The sequence below is a fragment of the Pseudooceanicola atlanticus genome, from assembly GCF_000768315.1.
GTDB classification, from domain to species: Bacteria; Pseudomonadota; Alphaproteobacteria; order Rhodobacterales; family Rhodobacteraceae; genus Pseudooceanicola; species Pseudooceanicola atlanticus.
On record NZ_AQQX01000002.1, the window covers coordinates 81,997 to 101,264 of the forward strand.

The following is a 19,268-nucleotide window of genomic DNA, read 5'->3' on the forward strand; positions in this document are numbered from 1 at the left end:
AGGGGCCCTTCATGAACATCCTGATCCTCGGCGGCGGCGGCCGCGAACATGCCCTTGCCTGGGCGGTGATGCAGAACCCGAAATGCGACAAACTGATCGTCGCGCCGGGCAATGCGGGGATCGCGAAGATCGCGGAATGCGCCTCCATCGACATCGAGGACGGCGCGGCCACCACGACCTTCTGCGAGGAAAATGCCATCGATTTCATCATCGTCGGCCCCGAGGCGCCGTTGGCCGCCGGTGTCGCCGATGATCTGCGTCGCGCCGGGTTCCTCGTCTTCGGGCCGTCGAAAGAGGCGGCGAAACTCGAGGCCTCCAAGGCCTTCACCAAGGAAATCTGCGACGCCGCGAACGCCCCCACGGCCGCCTATGCACGCTTCACCGAGGCCGCGCCCGCCCGTGACTACATCCACCAGCAGGGCGCGCCCATCGTGGTCAAGGCCGATGGCCTGGCCGCCGGCAAGGGTGTCATCGTCGCCATGACCGAGGACGAGGCGCTGGCCGCCATCGACGACATGTTCGGCGGTGAGTTCGGCGCCGCCGGGGCGGAGGTCGTGATCGAGGAATTCATGGAGGGCGAGGAAGCGTCGTTCTTCGTGCTCTGCGACGGCGAGAACGCCCTGCCCATCGGCACGGCCCAGGATCACAAGCGCGCCTTCGACGGCGACGAAGGCCCCAATACCGGCGGCATGGGCGCCTATTCACCCGCCCCCGTGCTGACCCAGGCGTTGCAGGACCAGGTGATGGAGCAGATCATCTACCCCACCCTGCGCGAGATGGCCGCCCGTGGCACGCCTTACGAAGGCGTCCTCTATGCCGGGCTGATGATCAAGGACGGCCAGGCGCGACTGGTGGAATACAATTGCCGCTTCGGCGACCCGGAATGCCAGGTGCTGATGCTGCGGCTGGGGGCCCAGGCCTTCGACCTGATCCATGCCGCCGCCGAAAAGCGGTTGGACACGGCCCGCGTCAACTGGGCCGACGATCACGCGATGACCGTCGTGCTGGCCGCCGAGGGCTATCCCGGCAGCTATGACAAGGGGACCGAAATCCGTGGCCTGGACGACCTGGTCGACACCTCGTGGGAGGTCTGTTTCCACGCCGGCACCCGCGCCGAGGGCGGCAAGGTCCTGGCCAATGGCGGCCGCGTCCTGAACGCCACCGCGCGGGGCGATACGCTGCAACAGGCGCGCGAGCGCGCCTATGCCATGGTCGAGGCGATCGACTGGCCGGAAGGGTTCCACCGCTCCGATATCGGCTGGCGCGTGCTGGGCTGATCCGATGCAGCGCGTCTGGATCGGCACGTCGAGCATCACGCCCGAGAACACGACCTCGCGCTACCTGTCCGCGAATTCCGCGCTGGTGGCGGCGCTCCTGTCCCCGGCGATGCCCCGGATCGTCACCCGGTTCGGCGCGCCCCGCCCTGTCGAGGGCGGCTTCGACGTGTTCGACCTGGACGCCCCCGATGGCCCGGGCCGCGATGTCGATGCGATCCGCGACCGCCTGCCCTTCATCGCCGATCTGCCGGGCCTGGCCGCCGCGCTGGCCGAGGATCGGGAGGGGCAGCGGCTGCGCTCGGTCTTCTTCGTGCTCAGCGAGGAGGATCCCAGGCGCGTCTCGGACGGTTGCGTGACCATCACCGACGTGATCGACGTGGACCTGGCGGTCGAGGTCGAAGCCCCCGGGGACGAGGAAACCGGCCCCACCGGTTTCCTGCACCGCCCCGGAGAGCCCTTCGCCATCGCCTTCAAACCCGCCCTGCTGAGCGGGTCCAAGACCTGGCAAGTGCAGGGCAACATGCTGACCGGGCCGCAGGGGCCGCTGGACCTGACACAGGTGACCGAGGTCGGACTGAGCCAGACCCACCTGCGCAGCAGCGTGATCCGCGAAACAACGCTGATCCACCTGCATGGTCGGTTCCGGATCGGCTGCAACGGCACCACCACCAAGGGCGCGGACATGCGGGGCCTTGGCCTGCTGACCGACGCGATCCTGTCCGAGCTTGCGGTGATCAACCCCGACCTGCCGGTGCATATGGGCTATCTTGGTGGGCAGCGGGTGGCGATGTTCATCGTCGGGATCCTCACCGCGCTCTTCGCGCTCGGCATGGGGATCGCACTGATGGCGGGCAGCGGGCGCGCCGGGTTCGAGATCGTGATCGTGCTGATCGGCATGCTGCTCTTCGGGGCGATGCTGACCTGGCAGAACGCGCCGTGGCGCAAGGTGCCGTCCCTGCCGGTGTCGCTGGCCCCGGTGATCCTGGCGGCGCGGCGGCGCTAGGGCGCCGTCACGGAAAGGCGCAGTCCAGCGCGCGGGCCAGGTCCGACGGGTCGGTATAGGGGCCAAGCGCGCGGCTGCGATAGGTGCCGTCCGACCAGGCAATGGCCCGGACCTCGCGCCAGTCGCCCGAGGCCACGATCAGCTCCGGCCCCGCGCCGCAATCGCGCAGCCCGCCGGGGATGTGATCCCAGCCGATGCGATGGTTGGTCAGGCCGGGCAGCGTGGCAACCTCGCGCAGCGCGCCGTCCTCGAACCGCCAGATGCGCAGGGTCTTGGCCAGGTGGGGGCGGTCGATATAGGCGAACTCCACCGCGCCGTCGCCATCGAGGTCGCCCGCCCCGATCGGGGCCAGCCAGCGGTTGGACTGCCCGATGAACGGCGTCGCGGCGATCAGCCCCCCGCCATCGTACAGCGCCATCCGCGCGCCCTGACGCAGATCGCTTTCCACCACCAGCGCGGCGCGACGGCCGCTGGCGTCGATCTCGACGATGCGGGGAGAGAGGTCTTCGAAAACGCGGGTCTCAGGCAGTCGGATCACCCTCCTGGCCAGGCGCAGCGCGGCACAGCCGGGGCAGGTGTCGACGGACAGTTCCAGCGTGCCCCATTCCAGCGCGTCGCCCAGCACGCCATGGGCGTATCGGGCGGTCGGTTCGCCATATTGGGCGCGGATGATCGGGTCGGTCTGCCCCCCCTGCGCCATGGCGAGCACGGCCGGCCAAAGGGCGCCCGCAACGGCCGCCACACGGGCAGCGGCCCGCAAGGCGCGGCGGGCGGACCGTCGCGACGGGCGAGACGACAGACGCCGCGCCCCTTCGATCATCAGATCTGCTTTTCGGGCATCTGCACGACCAGCCCGTCCAGCGCGTCGCTGACCTTCAGCTGGCAGGTCAGGCGGGACCGGGTCGGGTCGGGCTCGTAGGCGAAATCGAGCATGTCCTCTTCCATGTCCTCGCGCTCGGGCAGCTTGTCGATCCAGGCCGGGTCGACATAGACATGGCAGGTGGAACAGGCGCAGGCGCCGCCGCAATCGGCCTCGATCCCCGGGATACCATTGTCGCGCGCGCCTTCCATGACGGTCAGGCCGTTGGGCACGTCGACGACATGTTCGGTGCCGTTATGCTCGATATAGGTGATCTTCGCCATCAGGCTCTCCCTCAAACTTGCTCCGTCCGTGTCTAGCCAAGCCGGGCCTCCGCTTCCAGCCCCTTTGAACAGCCGCGCTGTCAGGGGATTGTGACGCAGCGATATGTTCGCTATATGTTCTCATCATGCGCCCGCATCCGACCACGCCGCCCCCCTTTCCCGATCCGCGCCGGCCCGATCCCTATCCCTGGCCGCGCCCGCCCGCCTGCCTGCCCGCCGCGCTGCTGGACCGGCCGCCGCAGGGCGCGCGCGTCGCCGTGGCCGGGCTGGTGATCCTGCGCCAGCGGCCGGGCACCGCCAAGGGGGTGATCTTCATCACGCTGGAGGACGAGACCGGGGTGGTGAACGTGATCGTCTGGCGCAAGCTCTATGAACAATTCCGCCGCGCCGTGATCTCGGGGCGGATGCTGCGGGTCACCGGGCGGCTGCAACGCGAGAACGAGGTGACCCATATCATCGCCGAACGGGTCGAGGATATCTCGCCCATGCTGGACGACCTGCTGCGCCCCGGCGGACCGGGCGACCGGATGCCCGCCGGCTGAGGCTGGCCGGGGCGCCGCCCCACGCCCGTCCTCGTCACAGCCCCCGTCGCACAAGGCTTCCGCGGCGCTGCAAAAGCGGGTAGAATGCCGCCAAACGGCATCAGACCGACGAGCAGCAAAGGCACGCCGCCATGACCCAGACCAGATGGTCCGCCCCGACAGCCGCCGTGGCGTTGATCCTGCTTGCGGCCTGCGAAGCAGCCCTGCCCGTGCCCGGCATCGGCGAACCCGACGTGATCCAGCTGCGCGGCACGCCGCCACCCGGATCGCCCGCCGGCGCCTGCTGGGGCCGCGAGGCACAGCCCGCCGTCGTGGAAACCGTCACCGAACAGGTCATGCTGCAACCCGCCCAGGTCCGCGCCGACGGCACGGTCGAGGCACCGGCGATCTACAAGACCGAAACCCGCCAGGCGATCGTGTCCGAACGCAAGGAATTGTGGTTCCGCACCCCCTGCGAGGCCGAGCTGACGCCCGACGTGATCTCGTCCCTGCAACGGGCGCTACAGGCCCGCGGGCTCTATTCCGGCGCGATCAACGGCGAGATGGACCGCCCCACCCGCCGCGGCGTGCGCAAGTACCAGGCGCCCCTGGGGCTGGACAGCGGGATCCTGTCGCTGGCGGCCGCCCGCAAGCTGGGGCTGAGCGTGGTGGACACGCCGACCGACCCGACCGCCGAGGGCTAGGGCACGGGGTCTACGCCCCCCTTCCCGATCACCGCACATGAAAAAAGGGGCCGCTGTTTCCAGCGGCCCCGTTCTCTTTGCAGTCCGGTGCTTTTCGCAGAACCTGGCGCGATCACTCTTCGGCGATCGGCAGGGCCACGAAGCGCGGCTCGCCCTGGCGGCGGATCAGCAGCAGGATTGACTTGCGACCGGCCTCGCGTGCTTCTTCCACGCGGGTTTCCAGGTCGGCGATTGTTTCCAGTTTCTGCTGACCGGCTTCGGTGATCAGATCACCGGCACGCAGGCCTTTTTCATAGGCTTCCGACATCTCGTCCACGTCGCGCACGATCAGGCCGTCGGCATCGGGGTCGATGTCCAGCTGTTCGGCCAGTTCCGGCGTGACCGACGACAGCGACATGCCCATCAGGTCCTTCTCCATCGGGGTGGATTCGCCCGGCTGTGCGGCGGGGACCGCTTCGGCCTCTGCCTCTTCGCGGCGGCCCAGGGTGACGCGCAGGGTCTGGGTTTCCCCGTCGCGCATCACGGTCACGCGGACCGTCTTGCCGACCTGGGTGTTGCCCACCTGGCGGACCAGGCCGCGGGTATCCTCGACCTCGACACCATCGAAGGAGGTGATGACGTCACCCGCTTCCATGCCGGCATCCATCGCCGGTCCTTCCGGCACGTCCGACACGAGCGCACCGCTGGCCGAAGCCAGGCCCATGGCGTCGGCCATGTCCTCGGTCACGTCCTGGATGCGCACGCCCAGCCAGCCACGGCGGGTTTCACCGTATTGCTGCAGCTGGTCGACCACGCCCTTCACGACGTTTGACGCCATGGAGAAGCCGATCCCGATGGAGCCGCCATTGGGCGACAGGATCGCGGTGTTCACGCCGATCACCTCACCGTCGAGGTTGAAGAGCGGACCGCCGGAGTTGCCGCGGTTGATGGCGGCGTCGGTCTGGATGTAGTCGTCATAGGTGCCCGAAAGCGCCCGGTTGCGCGCCGACACGATGCCCGCGGAGACCGAGAAGCCCTGGCCCAGCGGGTTGCCCATGGCCACGACCCAGTCGCCAACGCGGGCCAGGTCGCTATCGCCGAAATTGACGAAGGGCAACGGTTCATCGGTTTCGACCTTCAGCAGGGCGATGTCGGTCTTTTCGTCGGTGCCGACCAGTTCGGCGTCCAGTTCGTCGCCGTTGAAGAACTCGATCGTGATCTCGTCCGCGCCTTCGATGACGTGGTTGTTGGTGACGATGAAGCCATCCTCGGAAATCACGAAGCCGGAGCCCAGGGCGGAGGAGCGGCGCGGCGCGCGCTCACCGCGGTTGCGGTCCTGGAATTCACGGAAGAAATCCTCGAACGGGGATCCTTCGGGGACGATGGGCGAGCCTTCGTCGCGTCCCGCCACCGTGGTGGCCGTGGTGATGTTGACGACCGCCGGGCTGAACCGGTCGGCCAGGTCGGCAAAGCTTTCGGGCCGTGCCATGGCCTGAATGGCCTGGGTCAGCACCAGAAGCGTCGCCAGTGTCAGGGTCCAGAAGGCACGCGCCGAAATCGCGGGTTGTCGCGATTGCGTGGCGGCTTGGGCCCGGGAAACTGCCTGATGTGTCACTCCCGTATCTCCTCTTGGTAGGTGATGCACTGCACCCCGTGCTGTCGGGGGCATCTCGCTCTGTCATGCAATGTAGGGTCGCATGGCCGCAACTCAAAGCCAATCGCGCAGTGACAAGTGACCGTGATTGTCACGTGATACCGCCGATGCCCCGCAGGGAGCGGTGACGCGCTTGGCCAATCCCTTGAAAACAGGACCCTGCGCGGCACGCTAGGGCGTCATCGTTTAAGAAGCGTAACCCCCGCCTCGAAGCCATCGCCCCGGGCGATATCCCTGACGCGCAAGGACAATCGTCCCGCCTTGCCGGTCGAGCCGGGCCAGCCCTCAGGCGCCCAGCATCTTGGCCGCCCAGACCAGAACGACACCGGCCGTGATGGCGATCAGGCCGATCACGCGGCGCTGATCCTCGGCCATGAGGCGGAGCATCTCAAGCATCCGCTCGATAAGCGAAGGGGCCAGCGCATAGGCCAGCCCCTCCACGATCAGTACCAGCCCGAGAGCCAGAAGCGCCGTTCCGATCATTCGGTGGCCGGCGCCGTGCTGTTGGACGCCTCGTCCGCCGGGGCGGCTTCGGGCGCGTCGTCCTGGGCCGGTTCCTCGGCCGCGGGGGCCGTGTCTTCAGCCGGTGCGGGCTCCTCTGCGGCGTCCGGTGCGGCTTCGGCTGCCGCGGACGTCTCAGAGCCGGCAGATTGCGTTGCCGCCGACGGACCGGTTGAGGAGACACCGTCGCTCTTCAGGTAGGTGAAGAACTCGCTGTCGGGGTTCAGGACCATCGTCGAATTCCCCGATTGCAGCGACCGCTGGTAGGCGGCGAGCGAACGGTAGAAGTCGAAGAATTCCGGATCGGCACCAAAGGCTTGCGCGAAGATCGCGTTCCGACGGGCATCGGCCTGACCGCGAATGATCTCGGCCTCGCGGTTGGCGTCCGACACGATCTCGACCTGGGTCCGGTCGGCCTGGGCGCGGATACGCTGTGCGGCCTCGTTACCGCGGGCAACCTCGTCGGCGGCCTCGCGTTCCCGTTCCGCCCGCATCCGGGCAAAGGTCGCGTCCAGGTTTTCACGCGGAAGGTCGGTGCGCTTCAGCCGGACGTCGATGATTTCCAGCCCGAGGTTGGCAGCCTCACCAATCGCACCGTTGCGGATACGCAGCATCAGCGCGGCCCGGTCGGTGGACAGGATGTCGTTCGAGGCAACGGAGCCGAGGATTTCCCGCGTTTGCGAGCGCAGGATCGAATCCAGCCGGCTTTCCGCGGCGGTGATGCCACCGACACCGACGGCCTGGCGGAACTGTTCCACGTCGACGATCCGGTAACGTGCGAAGGCGTCGACCACCAGACGGCGGTCATCCAGCGGCGTGACCTCGAGAGGGTCGATGTCGCGCGACAGGATGCGGTCGTCATAGCGCACGACCTCCTGGATCAGCGGCACCTTGAAGGCGAGCCCGGGCTCTTCCTTCACGTCCACGACGCGGCCGAATTGCAGCACCAGCGCCTTTTCGCGTTCATCCACGATGAAGATCGAGCTGAGGCCGACAAGGGCCAGAACCACGATCACTGGCAGAAGAATGGCAGATTTCCGCATGATCAATTCCCCCCGGTCGAGTTGGATTGGCCGGAATTGCGGCGCAGCTCGTTCAGCGGCAGATAGGGCACGACGCCCTGGCCCTGCTGCTGTTCGTCGAGAATGATCTTGTCGACGCGGCCCAGCACCTCTTCCATGGTTTCCAGGTACAGACGCTTGCGCGTGACCTCGGGCGCCTTGGAATATTCCTCGAGAACGGCGGAGAAGCGCGACGCCTCACCTTCGGCCTCGTTCACCACGCGGGCGCGGTAGCCCTCGGCCTGTTCCAGCACCTGCGCCGCTTCACCACGCGCGCCGGCGAGGACACGGTTGGCATAGGCATCGGCCTGGTTGGTCAGGGTTTCGCGTTCCTGTTCGGCGGCCTGCACTTCGCGGAAGGCGTCGATCACCTCCATCGGCGGGTCGGCCTTGTCGAAGTTCACACGCACCACGTTCATGCCGGAATCGTAGCTGTCCAGCGTCGACTGGATCATGTCGCGCAGACGCCCGGCAATGGCACCCCGGTCCCGGTTGAGGATCGGCGCCAGTTCCGATTGCGCGATGATCTCGCGCATGGCGGATTCCGACACGGCGCGGATGGTCATGCGCGGATCACGCAGGTTGAACAGGTACTTGGCGGGGTCGTTGATGTTCCAGACGACCTGGAAATCGATATCGACGATGTTCTCGTCGCCCGTCAGCATCAGCCCGGCTTCCCCGCCGCGCCCGCCGACACCGATCTCTTCGGTCTGTTCGCGGGTGACGGGAATGACCTCGGCGGTGACCACGGGCCACGGCGCGAAGTTCAGGCCCGGCTGCCCGGTCGAGGAATAATCCCCGAGGAACAGCTCGACCGATTGTTCTTCCGGCCGCACGGTGTAGAAGCTCGCCGCGAGCCACAGCGCCACGGCGATCAGCAGGCCCACGATCACGGTGCCGCGCCCGAAGGCCGGCCCGCCGGTGCCACCACCGCCAGAGCCATTGGCGCCGCCATTGCCGCGCCCGCCCATCAGTACGCGCAGCTGGTCCTGGCCCTTGCGCATCAGGTCGTCGATATCCGGGATCTGCGGTTTGTCCCCGTCGGGACGCCGACCGCCCCCGCCTCCTCCTCCGGAAGGCGGCTGCTGCCGCCCGCCGCCGGAATTTCCGCCGCCCCCCCAGGGGCCGCCCGAATTACCAGCCATGTCAGTCCTTCCTTGCAATCCCGGGGCGCGGTGACCCGCACCCACCTTATCTATTACCGTTCTACCTGTGTATCTGCGCGCAAAAATCAAGATTTTCGCGTCGGCGCCTTCATCGTCACGATCTCTTCGGACATGGTCGGATGCACTGCCACGGTCCGGTCGAAATCTTCCTTGGTCGCGCCCATCTTGACCGCGATCCCGGCCAGCTGGATCATCTCTCCGGCCTGGGGCGCGACGATGTGACAGCCCAGGACCTTGCGGGTTTCCTGGCTGACGATCAGCTTCATCAGCACGCGGTCGTCACGTCCGGCAAACAGCGTCTGCATCGGCCGGAACGAGGCGACATAGACCTCGATCGGTTCCTGGTCGCGCGCCGCTTCCTCGCTCAGGCCCACCGTGCCCATTTCGGGCTGGGTGAAGATCGCCGTCGGGATCATGTCGTGATCGGGCTTGGTCGGGTTGCCCTTGAACACGGTTTCCACGAAGGCCATGCCCTCGCGGATCGCCACGGGGGTCAGGTTCACACGGTCGGTCACGTCGCCGATCGCGTAGATCGAGGGCACGGCGGTCTGGGAATACTCATCGACGATGATCTCGCCGTTGCGGCCCAGCTCCACGCCCGCCTCTTCCAGGCCCATCCCGTCGGTATTGGGCTTGCGGCCTGTGGCAAAGAGAACCTGGTCGAACACTTTTTCGGTGCCGTTGGTCGCCTTGACCCAGATCCCGTCGCCTTCCTTGCGCATCTCCAGCAGGTTGGTGCCGCAATGCAGGTCGACGCCACGGTTGCGCATTTCCTCTGCCACCAGGCCGCGGGCCTCGTCGTCGAAGCCGCGCAGCACCTGGGCGCCGCGGTAATATTGCGTGACCTCCACGCCCATCCCGTTGAGGACGCCGGCGAATTCGCAGGCGATATAGCCGCCGCCGACGATCAGGATCGACTTGGGCAGCTTGTCGAGGTGGAAGATCTCGTTGCTGGTGATGCCCAGATCGGCGTTGTCCATCTCGGGCTTGACCGGCCAGCCGCCGGTCGCGACCAGGATATGCTTGGCCGTCTTGCGGGTGCCATCGGCCAGTTCGACCGTATGCGCATCGGCGACCCTGGCGCGCTGGTCGAAACGTTCGACACCGGAATTGTCCAGCAGGTTCTGGTAGATGCCTTCCAGGCGGTCCAGCTCTGCCTCCAGCTTGGGGCGGAACGTGTCCCAGTCGAAGGTCGCGTCGCTCATCTCCCAGCCATAGGCGCGGGCATCGGCGACCATCTCGCCGTATTCGCTGGCAAAGACCATCAGCTTCTTGGGCACGCAGCCGCGGATGACGCAGGTGCCGCCGAACCGGCTTTCCTCTGCAATTGCCACCTTGGCACCGGCATCGCCGGCGGCCACGCGTGCCGCGCGCACACCGCCCGAACCGCCGCCAATCACGAACAGGTCATAGTCGAAATCGCTCATGGAACCCCGCATATCAATCCGTTGCCTCCCCTATCCCATACCGGGCAGGGGAAGGCCAGCCACTCAGGGCCAGATAGGCACGGCCGGGGCGGCGGACAACCGACGTTGCAAACCGGAGCGCCTGCGGCGCACAGGATTTGATTTTGCTCACGCCGCAAGGGCGCTCAAGGGCGCTGCCCTTGAGAAGCCCGGAGTATTTCACGCAAGGTGAAAAGGGGTGCAGGTCCCCTGCTTCATCTTGCCGGAAATACTCCGGGGTGAGGCCGCAGGCCGAGGGGCAGAGCCCCTGAACCGCGACGGTCCATCACCCAGTGCAGACACCAGGGCGCATCGCGCACCTGGCGCATCCCCAAGAGGTCTTATTCGCTCAGGTCGGAGAACAGGTTGTCGTCTTCGAGGAAATCGAGGCGGCTTTCCTCGACGGTGCCGGCATTGATGTCGCGCACCTCGACCCGGCCATCGCCGAAGCCGACGATCACGCTGTCGCAAATGTCGATGAACAAACCGTTTTCCACGACGCCCGGCATCTGGTTCAGCACCATGGCCAGTTGCCGCGGTTCGCCGATCCGGTTCAGGTGCAGGTCGAGGATATAGTTCCCCTCATCGGTGATGAAGGGGCGCGGCCCGTTCATCCGCAGGGTCGAATTGCGGCCCAGCACATCCATGGAGATCAGCGTCTCCTCGATCAGCGCCTGGGTGGTCTGCCAGCCGAAGGGGATCAGCTCCACCGGCAGAGGGAAGGCGCCCAGCGTCTCAACCTCCTTGCCGATATCGGCGATCACGATCATCTGATCGCTGGCCGTGGCCACGATCTTTTCCTGCAGCAGCGCGCCGCCGCCGCCCTTGATCAGCGACAGGTCCCCGTCGAATTCGTCGGCGCCGTCGATCGTCAGGTCCAGCCATTTCGCCTCGTCCAGCGAAATCACCTCGATGCCCACTTCGCGCGCCAGTTCAGCGGTGCGGGTCGAGGTCGGCACGCCCTTGATCTTCAACCCGTCCTCGCGGACCAGCTCGCCCAGGCAGCGCACCATCCAGGCCGCGGTCGACCCGGTGCCCAGACCCACGCGCATCCCGTCCTCGACATAGTCGACGGACCGTTTCGCGGCGACGAATTTTGCCTTGTCGATCGGCGAAAGCTCTCCGGACATCGTATTCTCCTGCGCGCTTTTTCATTGTCCCTACGGGCTTATACGGTGCGACCGCTCAGGTTGCGAGAGACAATTGCCCCACGCCTGTCCGACAGGCAGAAAAACCGCGCCCCTGCCGCCCGCGCAATCGCATGGCGGGGGCAGCAGTCCCCTGGGCCGCGGAAACGACCCCACCAAACGGCCCGACAAAGCGCCGCCCGCAGGCCAAACGCCGCTCCCGTCCGCGCTTGCGTCGTATCCGGGATTGCCACGGCGCCGCGGCGCGGCGACGATCACGCAAAGACCCCCCTGCGAGGCCCCCTCATGTTTCTCTCCGTCTTCGATGTCTTCAAGATCGGCGTCGGCCCCTCATCCTCCCACACGATGGGACCGATGGTGGCGGCCGGGCGGTTCCTCGACATGCTGCGGCATGCGCCGTTCAAACCCCATGGCCTGCGCGCGTCGCTGCATGGTTCGCTGGCCTTCACCGGCAAGGGACACGCCACCGACCGTGCGGTGATCCTGGGGCTGGCCGGGTTCCTGCCCGACACGTTCGACGCCGACGCCGCCGAAGCGACGCTCTTGGCCATCGCCCGCACCCGCACCGTGTCGCCAGAAGGCTTGCCGCCGCTGCAATTCGATCCCGAAACCGACCTGATCTTCGATTACGACCGCCCCCTGCCCGGCCATGCCAACGGGATGGAGCTGATGGCGCTCGACGCGCAGGGTGACGTGATCCAGCGCGAAACCTATTACTCCATCGGCGGCGGGTTCGTCCTGACCGCAGCCGAGCTTGAATCCGGCAAGGCCGAGGCGGAGGGTCCCGAGATCCCCTTCCCGTTCAAATCCGCCGCCGAGATGCTGGAGATGGCGAAGGCGTCGGGGCTGACCATCGCCCAGATGAAATCCCGCAACGAGGCCGCCCGCCAGACCGGCGCCCTGACGCCCGGCACGCTGCGGATCTGGCAGGTGATGCGCGACTGCATGGATCGTGGACTGGCCACGCCCGGCATCCTGCCCGGCGGGCTGAACGTGCGCCGCCGCGCCCCCGCGATCCACGAAAAGCTGCTGGAGGAACGCGGCCGCAACATGGCCGCGCCGCATATCGTGAACGACTGGATCGGCACCTATGCCATGGCCGTGAACGAGGAGAACGCCGCCGGCGGTCAGGTCGTCACCTCGCCCACCAATGGCGCGGCGGGGGTCGTGCCGGCCGTTATCCGCTACTGGCTGGACCATGTGCCCGGGGCCACGGAAACCCGCGTGCCGGAATTCCTGCTGACCGCGGCGGCGATTGCCGGGCTGGTCAAGTTCAACGCCTCGATCAGCGGCGCCGAGGCCGGCTGCCAGGCCGAGGTCGGATCGGCCGCCGCCATGGCCGCCGCCGGGCTGTGCGCCGTGATGGGGGGCACGCCAGAACAGGTAGAAAACGCCGCCGAGATCGCGCTGGAACATCACCTCGGCATGACCTGCGACCCGGTGAAGGGTCTGGTCCAGGTGCCCTGCATCGAGCGCAACTCGCTGGGTGCGATCAAGGCGGTCAGCGCCGCGTCGCTGGCACTGCGCGGCGACGGCACGCATTTCGTGCCGCTCGATGCCGCGATCGAGACGATGCGCCAGACCGGGCGCGACATGCACGAGAAGTACAAGGAAACCTCGCTGGGCGGTCTGGCCGTGAACGTGCCCAATTGCTGAGGTCCGCTTGCTGAGGCGGGTCGCCTGTCGCATCAGGCCCGGACACCGCGTCCGGACATGAAAAGACCCCCGGGCGATTGCCCGGGGGCCTCGGGGCCGCGGGGGTCGGCCCCTGCGGGCGCAAGGATTACCCGCGATCGTCGACCAGCACTTCGAAGCTGTTATCGGCGGTGGAATACACACCGATCACGTCTTCCGCTTCGAACCCTTCGGCTTCCAGTGCGGCCTTGAGCTCTGCATTGCCATCGATCATGGCGTGGAAATCGGTCAGTTCGGCATCGGCCAGGGCATTGTCCAGCGCCTGGGCGTTTTCACCGGCATTCCCCTGCAGTTCCGACACGGTCATGGTCGAGATTTCGCTGTCCGCGTCGATGGACCCGATATCGGCCTCGGCATTGGTGCCCGTCTGCAGCGAGGACACGACGGCGCCGTAGGTCTGCTTCATGGCATCCGTGCCGTCTTCCATGGTGTCGCCGGTATCGGCGGCCATGTCGGTATCCATGTCCGCATCGGCGCCCATATCGGCCGAGCCATTGCCGTTCGACATGTTGCCTGCGGCATCCGCGCTTGCATCGGCGCCCAGCGACGCGCCGACGGATGCGGCGCCGTTTCCGGTCCCGACGGAGGCACCGGCATCGCCACCGGTCCCGACGCTGACACCCTGTGCGAGGGCGGCACCGGACACGGATGCGGCGAGGATGGCGGCAAGGCTCAGGCTCTTGGTACGAAAGGTCATGATAGTCTCCTTCAGTCTTGTGATCGGGGCGGTGTCGTTGCCCCGTTGCCAGCCCAATGGCCTGCCCCCCGGATACGTTCCGGCCCCCGTCCGGGCGGGCGAACCTTCGCCCGAAGCGGTCCCAACCTTCGGCAGAAGATCGCAGGAAAACCGCCCCCCGATGCCCCGGGGGCCGCAAAATGCGCGTCAGGTCATCCAGTTGACCTTGCGTAGACTTGAACCCCGGGTTGCGAGGGTCCGGCCCCGGCCTACGGCGGATCGTCCCCGTGGCGGTGGCAGGCGCCTCCGGCGGGGATATTTATCGGCCAGATGAAAGAGGGGCGCGCGCGAAAGGGCGGGACCGGCGCGGGCGTCGGGCCATGGCCTGCACGGGCGTTCTTGCATTGCGGGGGCGGTGGCAGAGCTTGCCCGGCGCGGCGCTGCGTGGTTTGGTCCGTCTATTCTGCCCCGGAGCCCCCGATGAACGCCGACCGTCCGATGCTTGGCATAGCCCTGATGCTGGGCTTTTGCGTGACCGCCCCCCTGGGCGACAGCACGGCGAAACTGCTGGGCCAGCCGGAATTCGGCCAGCCCGTCTTCCAGGTGGTTCTGCTGCGGTTCGTCATGCAGGGGCTGTTCCTCGTGCCGCTGGCCTGGGCCACGGGCCGCGCGATGCGGATTTCGCCGCAGATCGCCGCCTTCGTGTTCCTGCGCACGGTGCTGCACATCCTGGGCGTCGGGCTGATGTTCACCTCGCTGCAATTCCTGCCGCTGGCGGAAACCGTCGCCATTGCCTTCGTCATGCCCTTCATCCTGCTGCTGATGGGCTGGGCGCTGATGGGCGAACAGGTGGGCTGGCGCCGGCTGGCTGCCTGCGCCGTCGGCTTTGTCGGCACGCTGTTCGTGGTGCAGCCCAGCTTTGCCAATGTCGGCTGGCCGGCGCTTCTGCCGATCGGGGTCGCCTTTGCCTTTGCCTTCTTCATGCTGGTCACCCGCCGCATCGCCAAGGAAACCGACCCCATCGGCATGCAGGGCGTCAGCGGGCTGATGGCCACCGCGCTGCTGGTGCCGATCGCGCTGGTCGGCGCCGAATTCGAGATCACGCCGCTGGAAATGGTGTCGATCCCCACCGAGGCGATCAAGTTCTACATCATGCTGGGGATCCTGGGGTCGTTCGGTCACCTGCTGATGACCTGGTCCCTGCGCTTTGCCCCCTCGGCCACGCTGGCGCCGATGCAATACCTGGAAATCCCCATTGCCACGATCATCGGCTGGGCCGTCTTCGGCGACCTGCCCAACGGGCTGGCGGCCATCGGTATCGGGATCACCGTGGCGGCGGGCCTCTATATCATCCTGCGCGAGCGGGCCATCGCGCGTCAGACCGTGACAGAGCTTCAAGCAGAGGGCGGAGGGCCGGGCGCGGCAGTATGAGCAGCATCAGCGGCGCGCCCATTTCCAGCTGCACCGGGCCAGAGACTCGGTTGGACGTACCGACGCGGTCTGCCGGCGTCAGCTCCAGCCCGTCGATGGGCCATTCCAGCCCGTCCGAGCATCCGCTGACCGGACCCAGCGGATAAAGCGACAGCCAGGACCCGACCTCGGCCTGAAGCCGCAGGCGCGGCGGGCAGAGGCAGACGATATCCTCGGGCCCGACAAGGATGCAGGGCCGGTCCGGGTGGCGCGCCAGCACCGTCATCGCCGCCAGCTGATGATCCAGCCGCGCCCCGTGAAACCCGACGCCCACCACGACCGGCGCGCGGACCGCCCGCAGCGCCTTGTCGAAATCCGTCGTTTCCTGTTCCGCGACCCGGTGCAGCACCGACGGGTCGAGCCGCGCGCGGTCCGCATCCGACAGGCTGTCGAAGTCGCCGATCACCGCCGCCGGGGCCAGCCCGGCCGCAATCGCCAGCCCCGCACCGCCATCCGCGGCGACGACAGGGGCCTGCCCAAGCGCCCCGATCGCCAGCATATCGCGCAAAACCCCTTGCGTGTCCGCCGTCCTGGCCCCGCCCAGAAGCAGGACAGGCCCATCTGTGCTAACAAGGGGTTGAATAGAATCACGTGGGTTTATGTCGGATGTCATTGTTCTCGATTTCGGTCTGAAGTGGACGGGTACCACAGAATTGTCACAAAATGAGACGACCTGTTCCTTAGATTCGGACCTGTTCGGGCGCATCGTCCAAAGCCAGAGGTGGAAATAAGACCAATCCCGCCCCGAGTGGTAGAGACAAAGAGCGAGAAGTAACGTGGCTGAGTCAAACAAAATCCTGACCGTGTCTTATGGCACGTTCTCCTGCACGCTTGAGGGTTTCGACGACGCCTTCACGACGATGAAAGCCATTGCGGAATACTTCCGTGACCTGGCCGCGGATGATCGCTTTTTCGGGGCGGAACCGCCGACCCCTGATCCCGACCTGCTGGCCCAGCTGGCCAGCCGCACCGCCGCCCGCCGGATCGAGGCCCGCCACAGCGAGGACGGAATCGTCCTGCGCCAGGGCGACGACGCCCCCGCCGAAGAGAAGGCCGAGGCCCCGAAGGCAGAGGCCCCCGCAGAGGCCCCTGTTGCCAAGGCACCGGTCGCAGAGCCGGAAGCGCCTGCCGAAGATGTCGCAGACGATGCCGATGACGTGAACGAAGACGACATCGCCACCGACATCACCGAAGACGACGTCGAAGAAGAGGTCGTGGCAGAGGATGACGCCGCCGAGGATGAGGCACTCGACACCGCCCTCGCCGACGTGATCGCCGAAGCCGACGCAGAAGACGCCACCGCAGATATCGACGCGACCGAAGCCGAGGCCGAAGTGGCCGCGGAAGAGATCGCCGAGGCTGACGAAGACACCGAGATCGCCGCCGAAGCCGAAGTTGAAGCCGCAGCCGACATCGAAGCCGACGACCTGGCAGACGCCATCGCCGAGGACGAGGTCGAGGCGGCCACCCAAGACGAACCCGTCGCCCAGAACCCCGCCCCGCAGCCGCAGCCCCGCGTGCAGCCCCGTATCGCGGTGCCGTCCCGCGCGGCCTCGATCACCCCGGCGCGTCCCCGCGTGCAGGTGACCGGCGCGACCCGTCCGGCCCGCCTGGGCCAGGCACGCCCGACCCCGACCGTGCATCCCGACGCCAATTCCGTCGCCGCCAAGCTGCAGCGCATCCGCGAAGTCGTATCCAAGGACCGCGTCGCACCGATGCCCGATTTCAGCGAAGACCAGCATGCGGAAGAGGCGGATTTCGAGGAAACCGATGCCTTCCTCGAGGACAATTTCGAGAACGAGACGACCCCGGCCGAGGACCTGACTGACGCCGCTCTCGCGGAAATCGCCGACGAGGCTGTCGCTGACGAAGACATGGTCGAAGAGACCGTGACCGAAGCCGAAGACGACGTCGCAGCCGAGGCCGAAGAGGCCACCGCAGAGGACGATTCCGAGGACGATGACGACTTCACCGAAGCCGACATCGCCAAGATCGCCGAGATGGAGTTCGATTACGACGACGAAGACGAGGATGACAGCGTCGAGGCTTATGCCGAAGACGCGCCCGCAATCGCCGATATCGACGATGCAGATGCCGACGCCACGCTGGCCGCCATCGACGCCCATATGCGCCAGCAGGACGACGATGGGGACACCGATAAGGCCGTTGCCGACAGCGACGACGCCGAGGGCGATATCGATCTCTCTGCCGCCATGGCCATCGCCAATGCCGAGGGTGAAGATACCGCCGAGGACGAGGCCGTCAGCGAAGAAGACACCATCGCTGCCGTGATCGCCGCTGAGGCGGAGGATGAGGACGACGCCGACCTCTGGCTCGATGACGAAGACGATTTCGAGGACGCCGCCGAAGCGGACGACGCGGACGAGGTCGAGGCCTACGATGACACGTTCGACGCGGAAGACGCCGACGACGACGCCCAGGATGACGAAGCCTGGCTCGACGATGAGGACGACGAAGAGCCTGCAGCAGCCGCGCCGGCCCCCGAAGCGCCCCGCCCCGCCGCTGCCGCGCCCCGCGTGGTCAAGGTCAAGCGCCGCGACTTCGAAGCCGCGCTTCAGGACGGCACGCTGGAAGAAGATGACGACGCCGAGGACGAGGACGACGGCCCGCTTTCGACCCGCACCCTGGACCTGGGCGAAAGCAGCCTGAGCCCCGAGGACGAGGCAGAGCTTCAGCAGGAGCTTCTGGCCCTCGAAGCCGAGATCGCCCGCGACTCCGGTGCCGATCCGTCCGAACCCGCCCCCGCCGCAGCGGCCCCCAAGGCCGAAGCCCAGCCCGAAGAGGACTGGTCCTACGACGAGGACGAGGATGACGACGACCTGATGGACGCCGGCGAATCCTGGGACGATGAAGCCTGGGACGACGACGAGGACGATGAGGATGTGGCCGAGGCCCCCGCCCCGGTTCAGCCCGTCACCCCGCGCCGCCAGCGCCTGCTGGATACCGGGTCGGAAAACGACATGGACCGCATCCTGGCCGAAACCAACCACCAGCTGGGCGATACCGACGGCACCCGCCGCCGCTCTGCCATCGCGCATCTGCGCGCTGCCGTGGCCGCCACCAAGGCGGAAAAGCAGGCCGGCTCCGATCTGGCAGAACCGGATGAGGAAGAGGATACCGACGCCTATCGCGAGGACCTGGCCCAGGTCGTGCGCCCCCGCCGTCCCGCCGTCAAACCGGCCGGCGACACCCCGGCGCGCCGCACCGAGGACCGCCCGGCCCCGCTGAAACTGGTCGCCGAACAGCGCGTCGACATGACCGAAGCGGCCCCCGCCGGCCCGGTCCGTCCCCGCCGCATCCGCGTCGCCGACATCGCCAAGCAGGAAGAAGAAGCCGAACGCGCCATCGCCCGCCGCGAGGCCGATTCCGATCACGACGCCGACAAGCATGCGCAGGCCGCGGCCGCCCATGCCGCGTCCTTCACGGAGTTCGCCGCCCGCGTCGGTGCCGTCGATCTGCCCGACCTGCTGGAAGCCGCGGCCTCCTACCTCGCCTTCGTCGAGGAGCGCGAGCAGTTCTCCCGCCCGCAGCTGATGACCAAGGTTCGCCAGGTCGAGCAGGAGGATTTCAACCGCGAGGACAGCCTGCGCCATTTCGGCCGCCTGCTGCGCGAAGGCAAGCTGCGCAAGGTTGCCGGCGGTCGCTTCGCGGTCTCCGACCGGATCAACTTCCGCCCCGAGGAGCGCGCGGTCTCCTGACCCCGCGCGCCCGGCCAGCCAGCTTGGCCGCGCCGCACAGACCCACTCGCAAGGGCCCGGATGGAGGATTTCATACCTCCGCCGGGCCCTCTGCCTTTCCCCGCCT

17 protein-coding genes are annotated in these 19,268 nt (G+C 67.2%); 7 read left to right on the top strand and 10 right to left on the bottom strand.

Features of this window, described 5'->3' with window-relative positions; genetic code table 11:
• Positions 1-11: 11 nt before the first annotated feature.
• The gene (purD, locus tag ATO9_RS04545) at positions 12-1,277 is read left to right on the top strand and encodes a phosphoribosylamine--glycine ligase (protein WP_043745927.1); all 1,266 of its coding nucleotides are present in this window, start codon (positions 12-14) and stop codon (positions 1,275-1,277) included.
• A gap of 4 nt (positions 1,278-1,281) precedes the next feature.
• Complete coding sequence (locus tag ATO9_RS04550; RefSeq protein ID WP_043745930.1) at positions 1,282-2,280, top strand: hypothetical protein; 999 nt, start codon at positions 1,282-1,284, stop codon at positions 2,278-2,280.
• 7 nt (positions 2,281-2,287) lie between these two features.
• Here the strand turns inward: ATO9_RS04550 and ATO9_RS04555 are convergent, their stop codons facing one another.
• Together ATO9_RS04555 and ATO9_RS04560 are read right to left on the bottom strand one after the other, a co-directional pair.
• The gene (locus ATO9_RS04555) at positions 2,288-3,100 is read right to left on the bottom strand and encodes a VCBS repeat-containing protein (RefSeq protein WP_202902107.1); all 813 of its coding nucleotides are present in this window, start codon (positions 3,098-3,100) and stop codon (positions 2,288-2,290) included.
• Positions 3,100-3,423, bottom strand: a complete 324-nt coding sequence (locus ATO9_RS04560; protein ID WP_043745933.1) for a 2Fe-2S iron-sulfur cluster-binding protein — start codon at positions 3,421-3,423, stop codon at positions 3,100-3,102. Before ATO9_RS04560 ends, ATO9_RS04555 begins: the two co-directional genes overlap by 1 nt.
• 125 nt (positions 3,424-3,548) lie before the next feature.
• Between ATO9_RS04560 and ATO9_RS04565 the strand changes: the two genes are divergently transcribed.
• Entirely contained in the window at positions 3,549-3,965 is a 417-nt protein-coding gene (locus tag ATO9_RS04565; protein ID WP_043745936.1) for an OB-fold nucleic acid binding domain-containing protein, read from the top strand.
• Positions 3,966-4,096: 131 nt separating this feature from the next.
• Positions 4,097-4,648, top strand: coding sequence for a peptidoglycan-binding domain-containing protein (locus tag ATO9_RS04570; RefSeq protein ID WP_043745939.1), 552 nt, complete (start codon positions 4,097-4,099; stop codon positions 4,646-4,648).
• Positions 4,649-4,760: 112 nt separating this feature from the next.
• Here ATO9_RS04570 and ATO9_RS04575 read toward each other — a convergent pair whose 3' ends face one another.
• From ATO9_RS04575 to rpiA, 6 genes are all read right to left on the bottom strand, one after another.
• A complete protein-coding gene (locus ATO9_RS04575) occupies positions 4,761-6,116 on the bottom strand; it encodes a Do family serine endopeptidase (RefSeq protein WP_238318677.1) in 1,356 nt (451 codons plus the stop codon).
• Between the two features lie 450 nt (positions 6,117-6,566).
• Positions 6,567-6,764, bottom strand: coding sequence for a DUF2065 domain-containing protein (locus tag ATO9_RS04580; protein WP_043745942.1), 198 nt, complete (start codon positions 6,762-6,764; stop codon positions 6,567-6,569).
• On the bottom strand, positions 6,761-7,825 hold the full coding sequence (gene hflC / locus ATO9_RS04585; RefSeq protein WP_043745945.1) for a protease modulator HflC: 1,065 nt from the start codon (positions 7,823-7,825) through the stop codon (positions 6,761-6,763). The genes ATO9_RS04580 and hflC overlap by 4 nt, the downstream gene beginning before the upstream one ends.
• A 2-nt stretch (positions 7,826-7,827) precedes the next feature.
• The gene (hflK, locus tag ATO9_RS04590) at positions 7,828-8,988 is read right to left on the bottom strand and encodes an FtsH protease activity modulator HflK (protein ID WP_043745948.1); all 1,161 of its coding nucleotides are present in this window, start codon (positions 8,986-8,988) and stop codon (positions 7,828-7,830) included.
• Positions 8,989-9,074: 86 nt separating this feature from the next.
• On the bottom strand, positions 9,075-10,436 hold the full coding sequence (gene gor / locus ATO9_RS04595; protein WP_043745950.1) for a glutathione-disulfide reductase: 1,362 nt from the start codon (positions 10,434-10,436) through the stop codon (positions 9,075-9,077).
• A gap of 359 nt (positions 10,437-10,795) precedes the next feature.
• Positions 10,796-11,584, bottom strand: a complete 789-nt coding sequence (gene rpiA, locus ATO9_RS04600; RefSeq protein WP_043745961.1) for a ribose-5-phosphate isomerase RpiA — start codon at positions 11,582-11,584, stop codon at positions 10,796-10,798.
• A 303-nt stretch (positions 11,585-11,887) separates the two neighbouring features.
• On the opposite strand from rpiA, the gene ATO9_RS04605 reads away from it, so the two are divergent.
• The gene (locus tag ATO9_RS04605; protein ID WP_043745963.1) at positions 11,888-13,258 is read left to right on the top strand and encodes an L-serine ammonia-lyase; all 1,371 of its coding nucleotides are present in this window, start codon (positions 11,888-11,890) and stop codon (positions 13,256-13,258) included.
• A gap of 127 nt (positions 13,259-13,385) precedes the next feature.
• Here the strand turns inward: ATO9_RS04605 and ATO9_RS04610 are convergent, their stop codons facing one another.
• Positions 13,386-13,994, bottom strand: coding sequence for a hypothetical protein (locus ATO9_RS04610; protein ID WP_043745965.1), 609 nt, complete (start codon positions 13,992-13,994; stop codon positions 13,386-13,388).
• Between the two features lie 459 nt (positions 13,995-14,453).
• Here ATO9_RS04610 and ATO9_RS04615 point away from each other — a divergent pair, with 459 nt between their 5' ends.
• On the top strand, positions 14,454-15,404 hold the full coding sequence (locus tag ATO9_RS04615; protein ID WP_043745968.1) for a DMT family transporter: 951 nt from the start codon (positions 14,454-14,456) through the stop codon (positions 15,402-15,404).
• On the opposite strand, the gene ATO9_RS04620 is transcribed toward ATO9_RS04615, so the two are convergent.
• The gene (locus tag ATO9_RS04620; protein ID WP_238318666.1) at positions 15,322-15,942 is read right to left on the bottom strand and encodes a thiamine diphosphokinase; all 621 of its coding nucleotides are present in this window, start codon (positions 15,940-15,942) and stop codon (positions 15,322-15,324) included. The genes ATO9_RS04615 and ATO9_RS04620 overlap by 83 nt on opposite strands.
• 277 nt (positions 15,943-16,219) lie before the next feature.
• Between ATO9_RS04620 and ATO9_RS23395 the strand changes: the two genes are divergently transcribed.
• Positions 16,220-19,162, top strand: coding sequence for a hypothetical protein (locus ATO9_RS23395; RefSeq protein ID WP_052418113.1), 2,943 nt, complete (start codon positions 16,220-16,222; stop codon positions 19,160-19,162).
• The last annotated feature ends 106 nt before the right edge of the window (positions 19,163-19,268 follow it).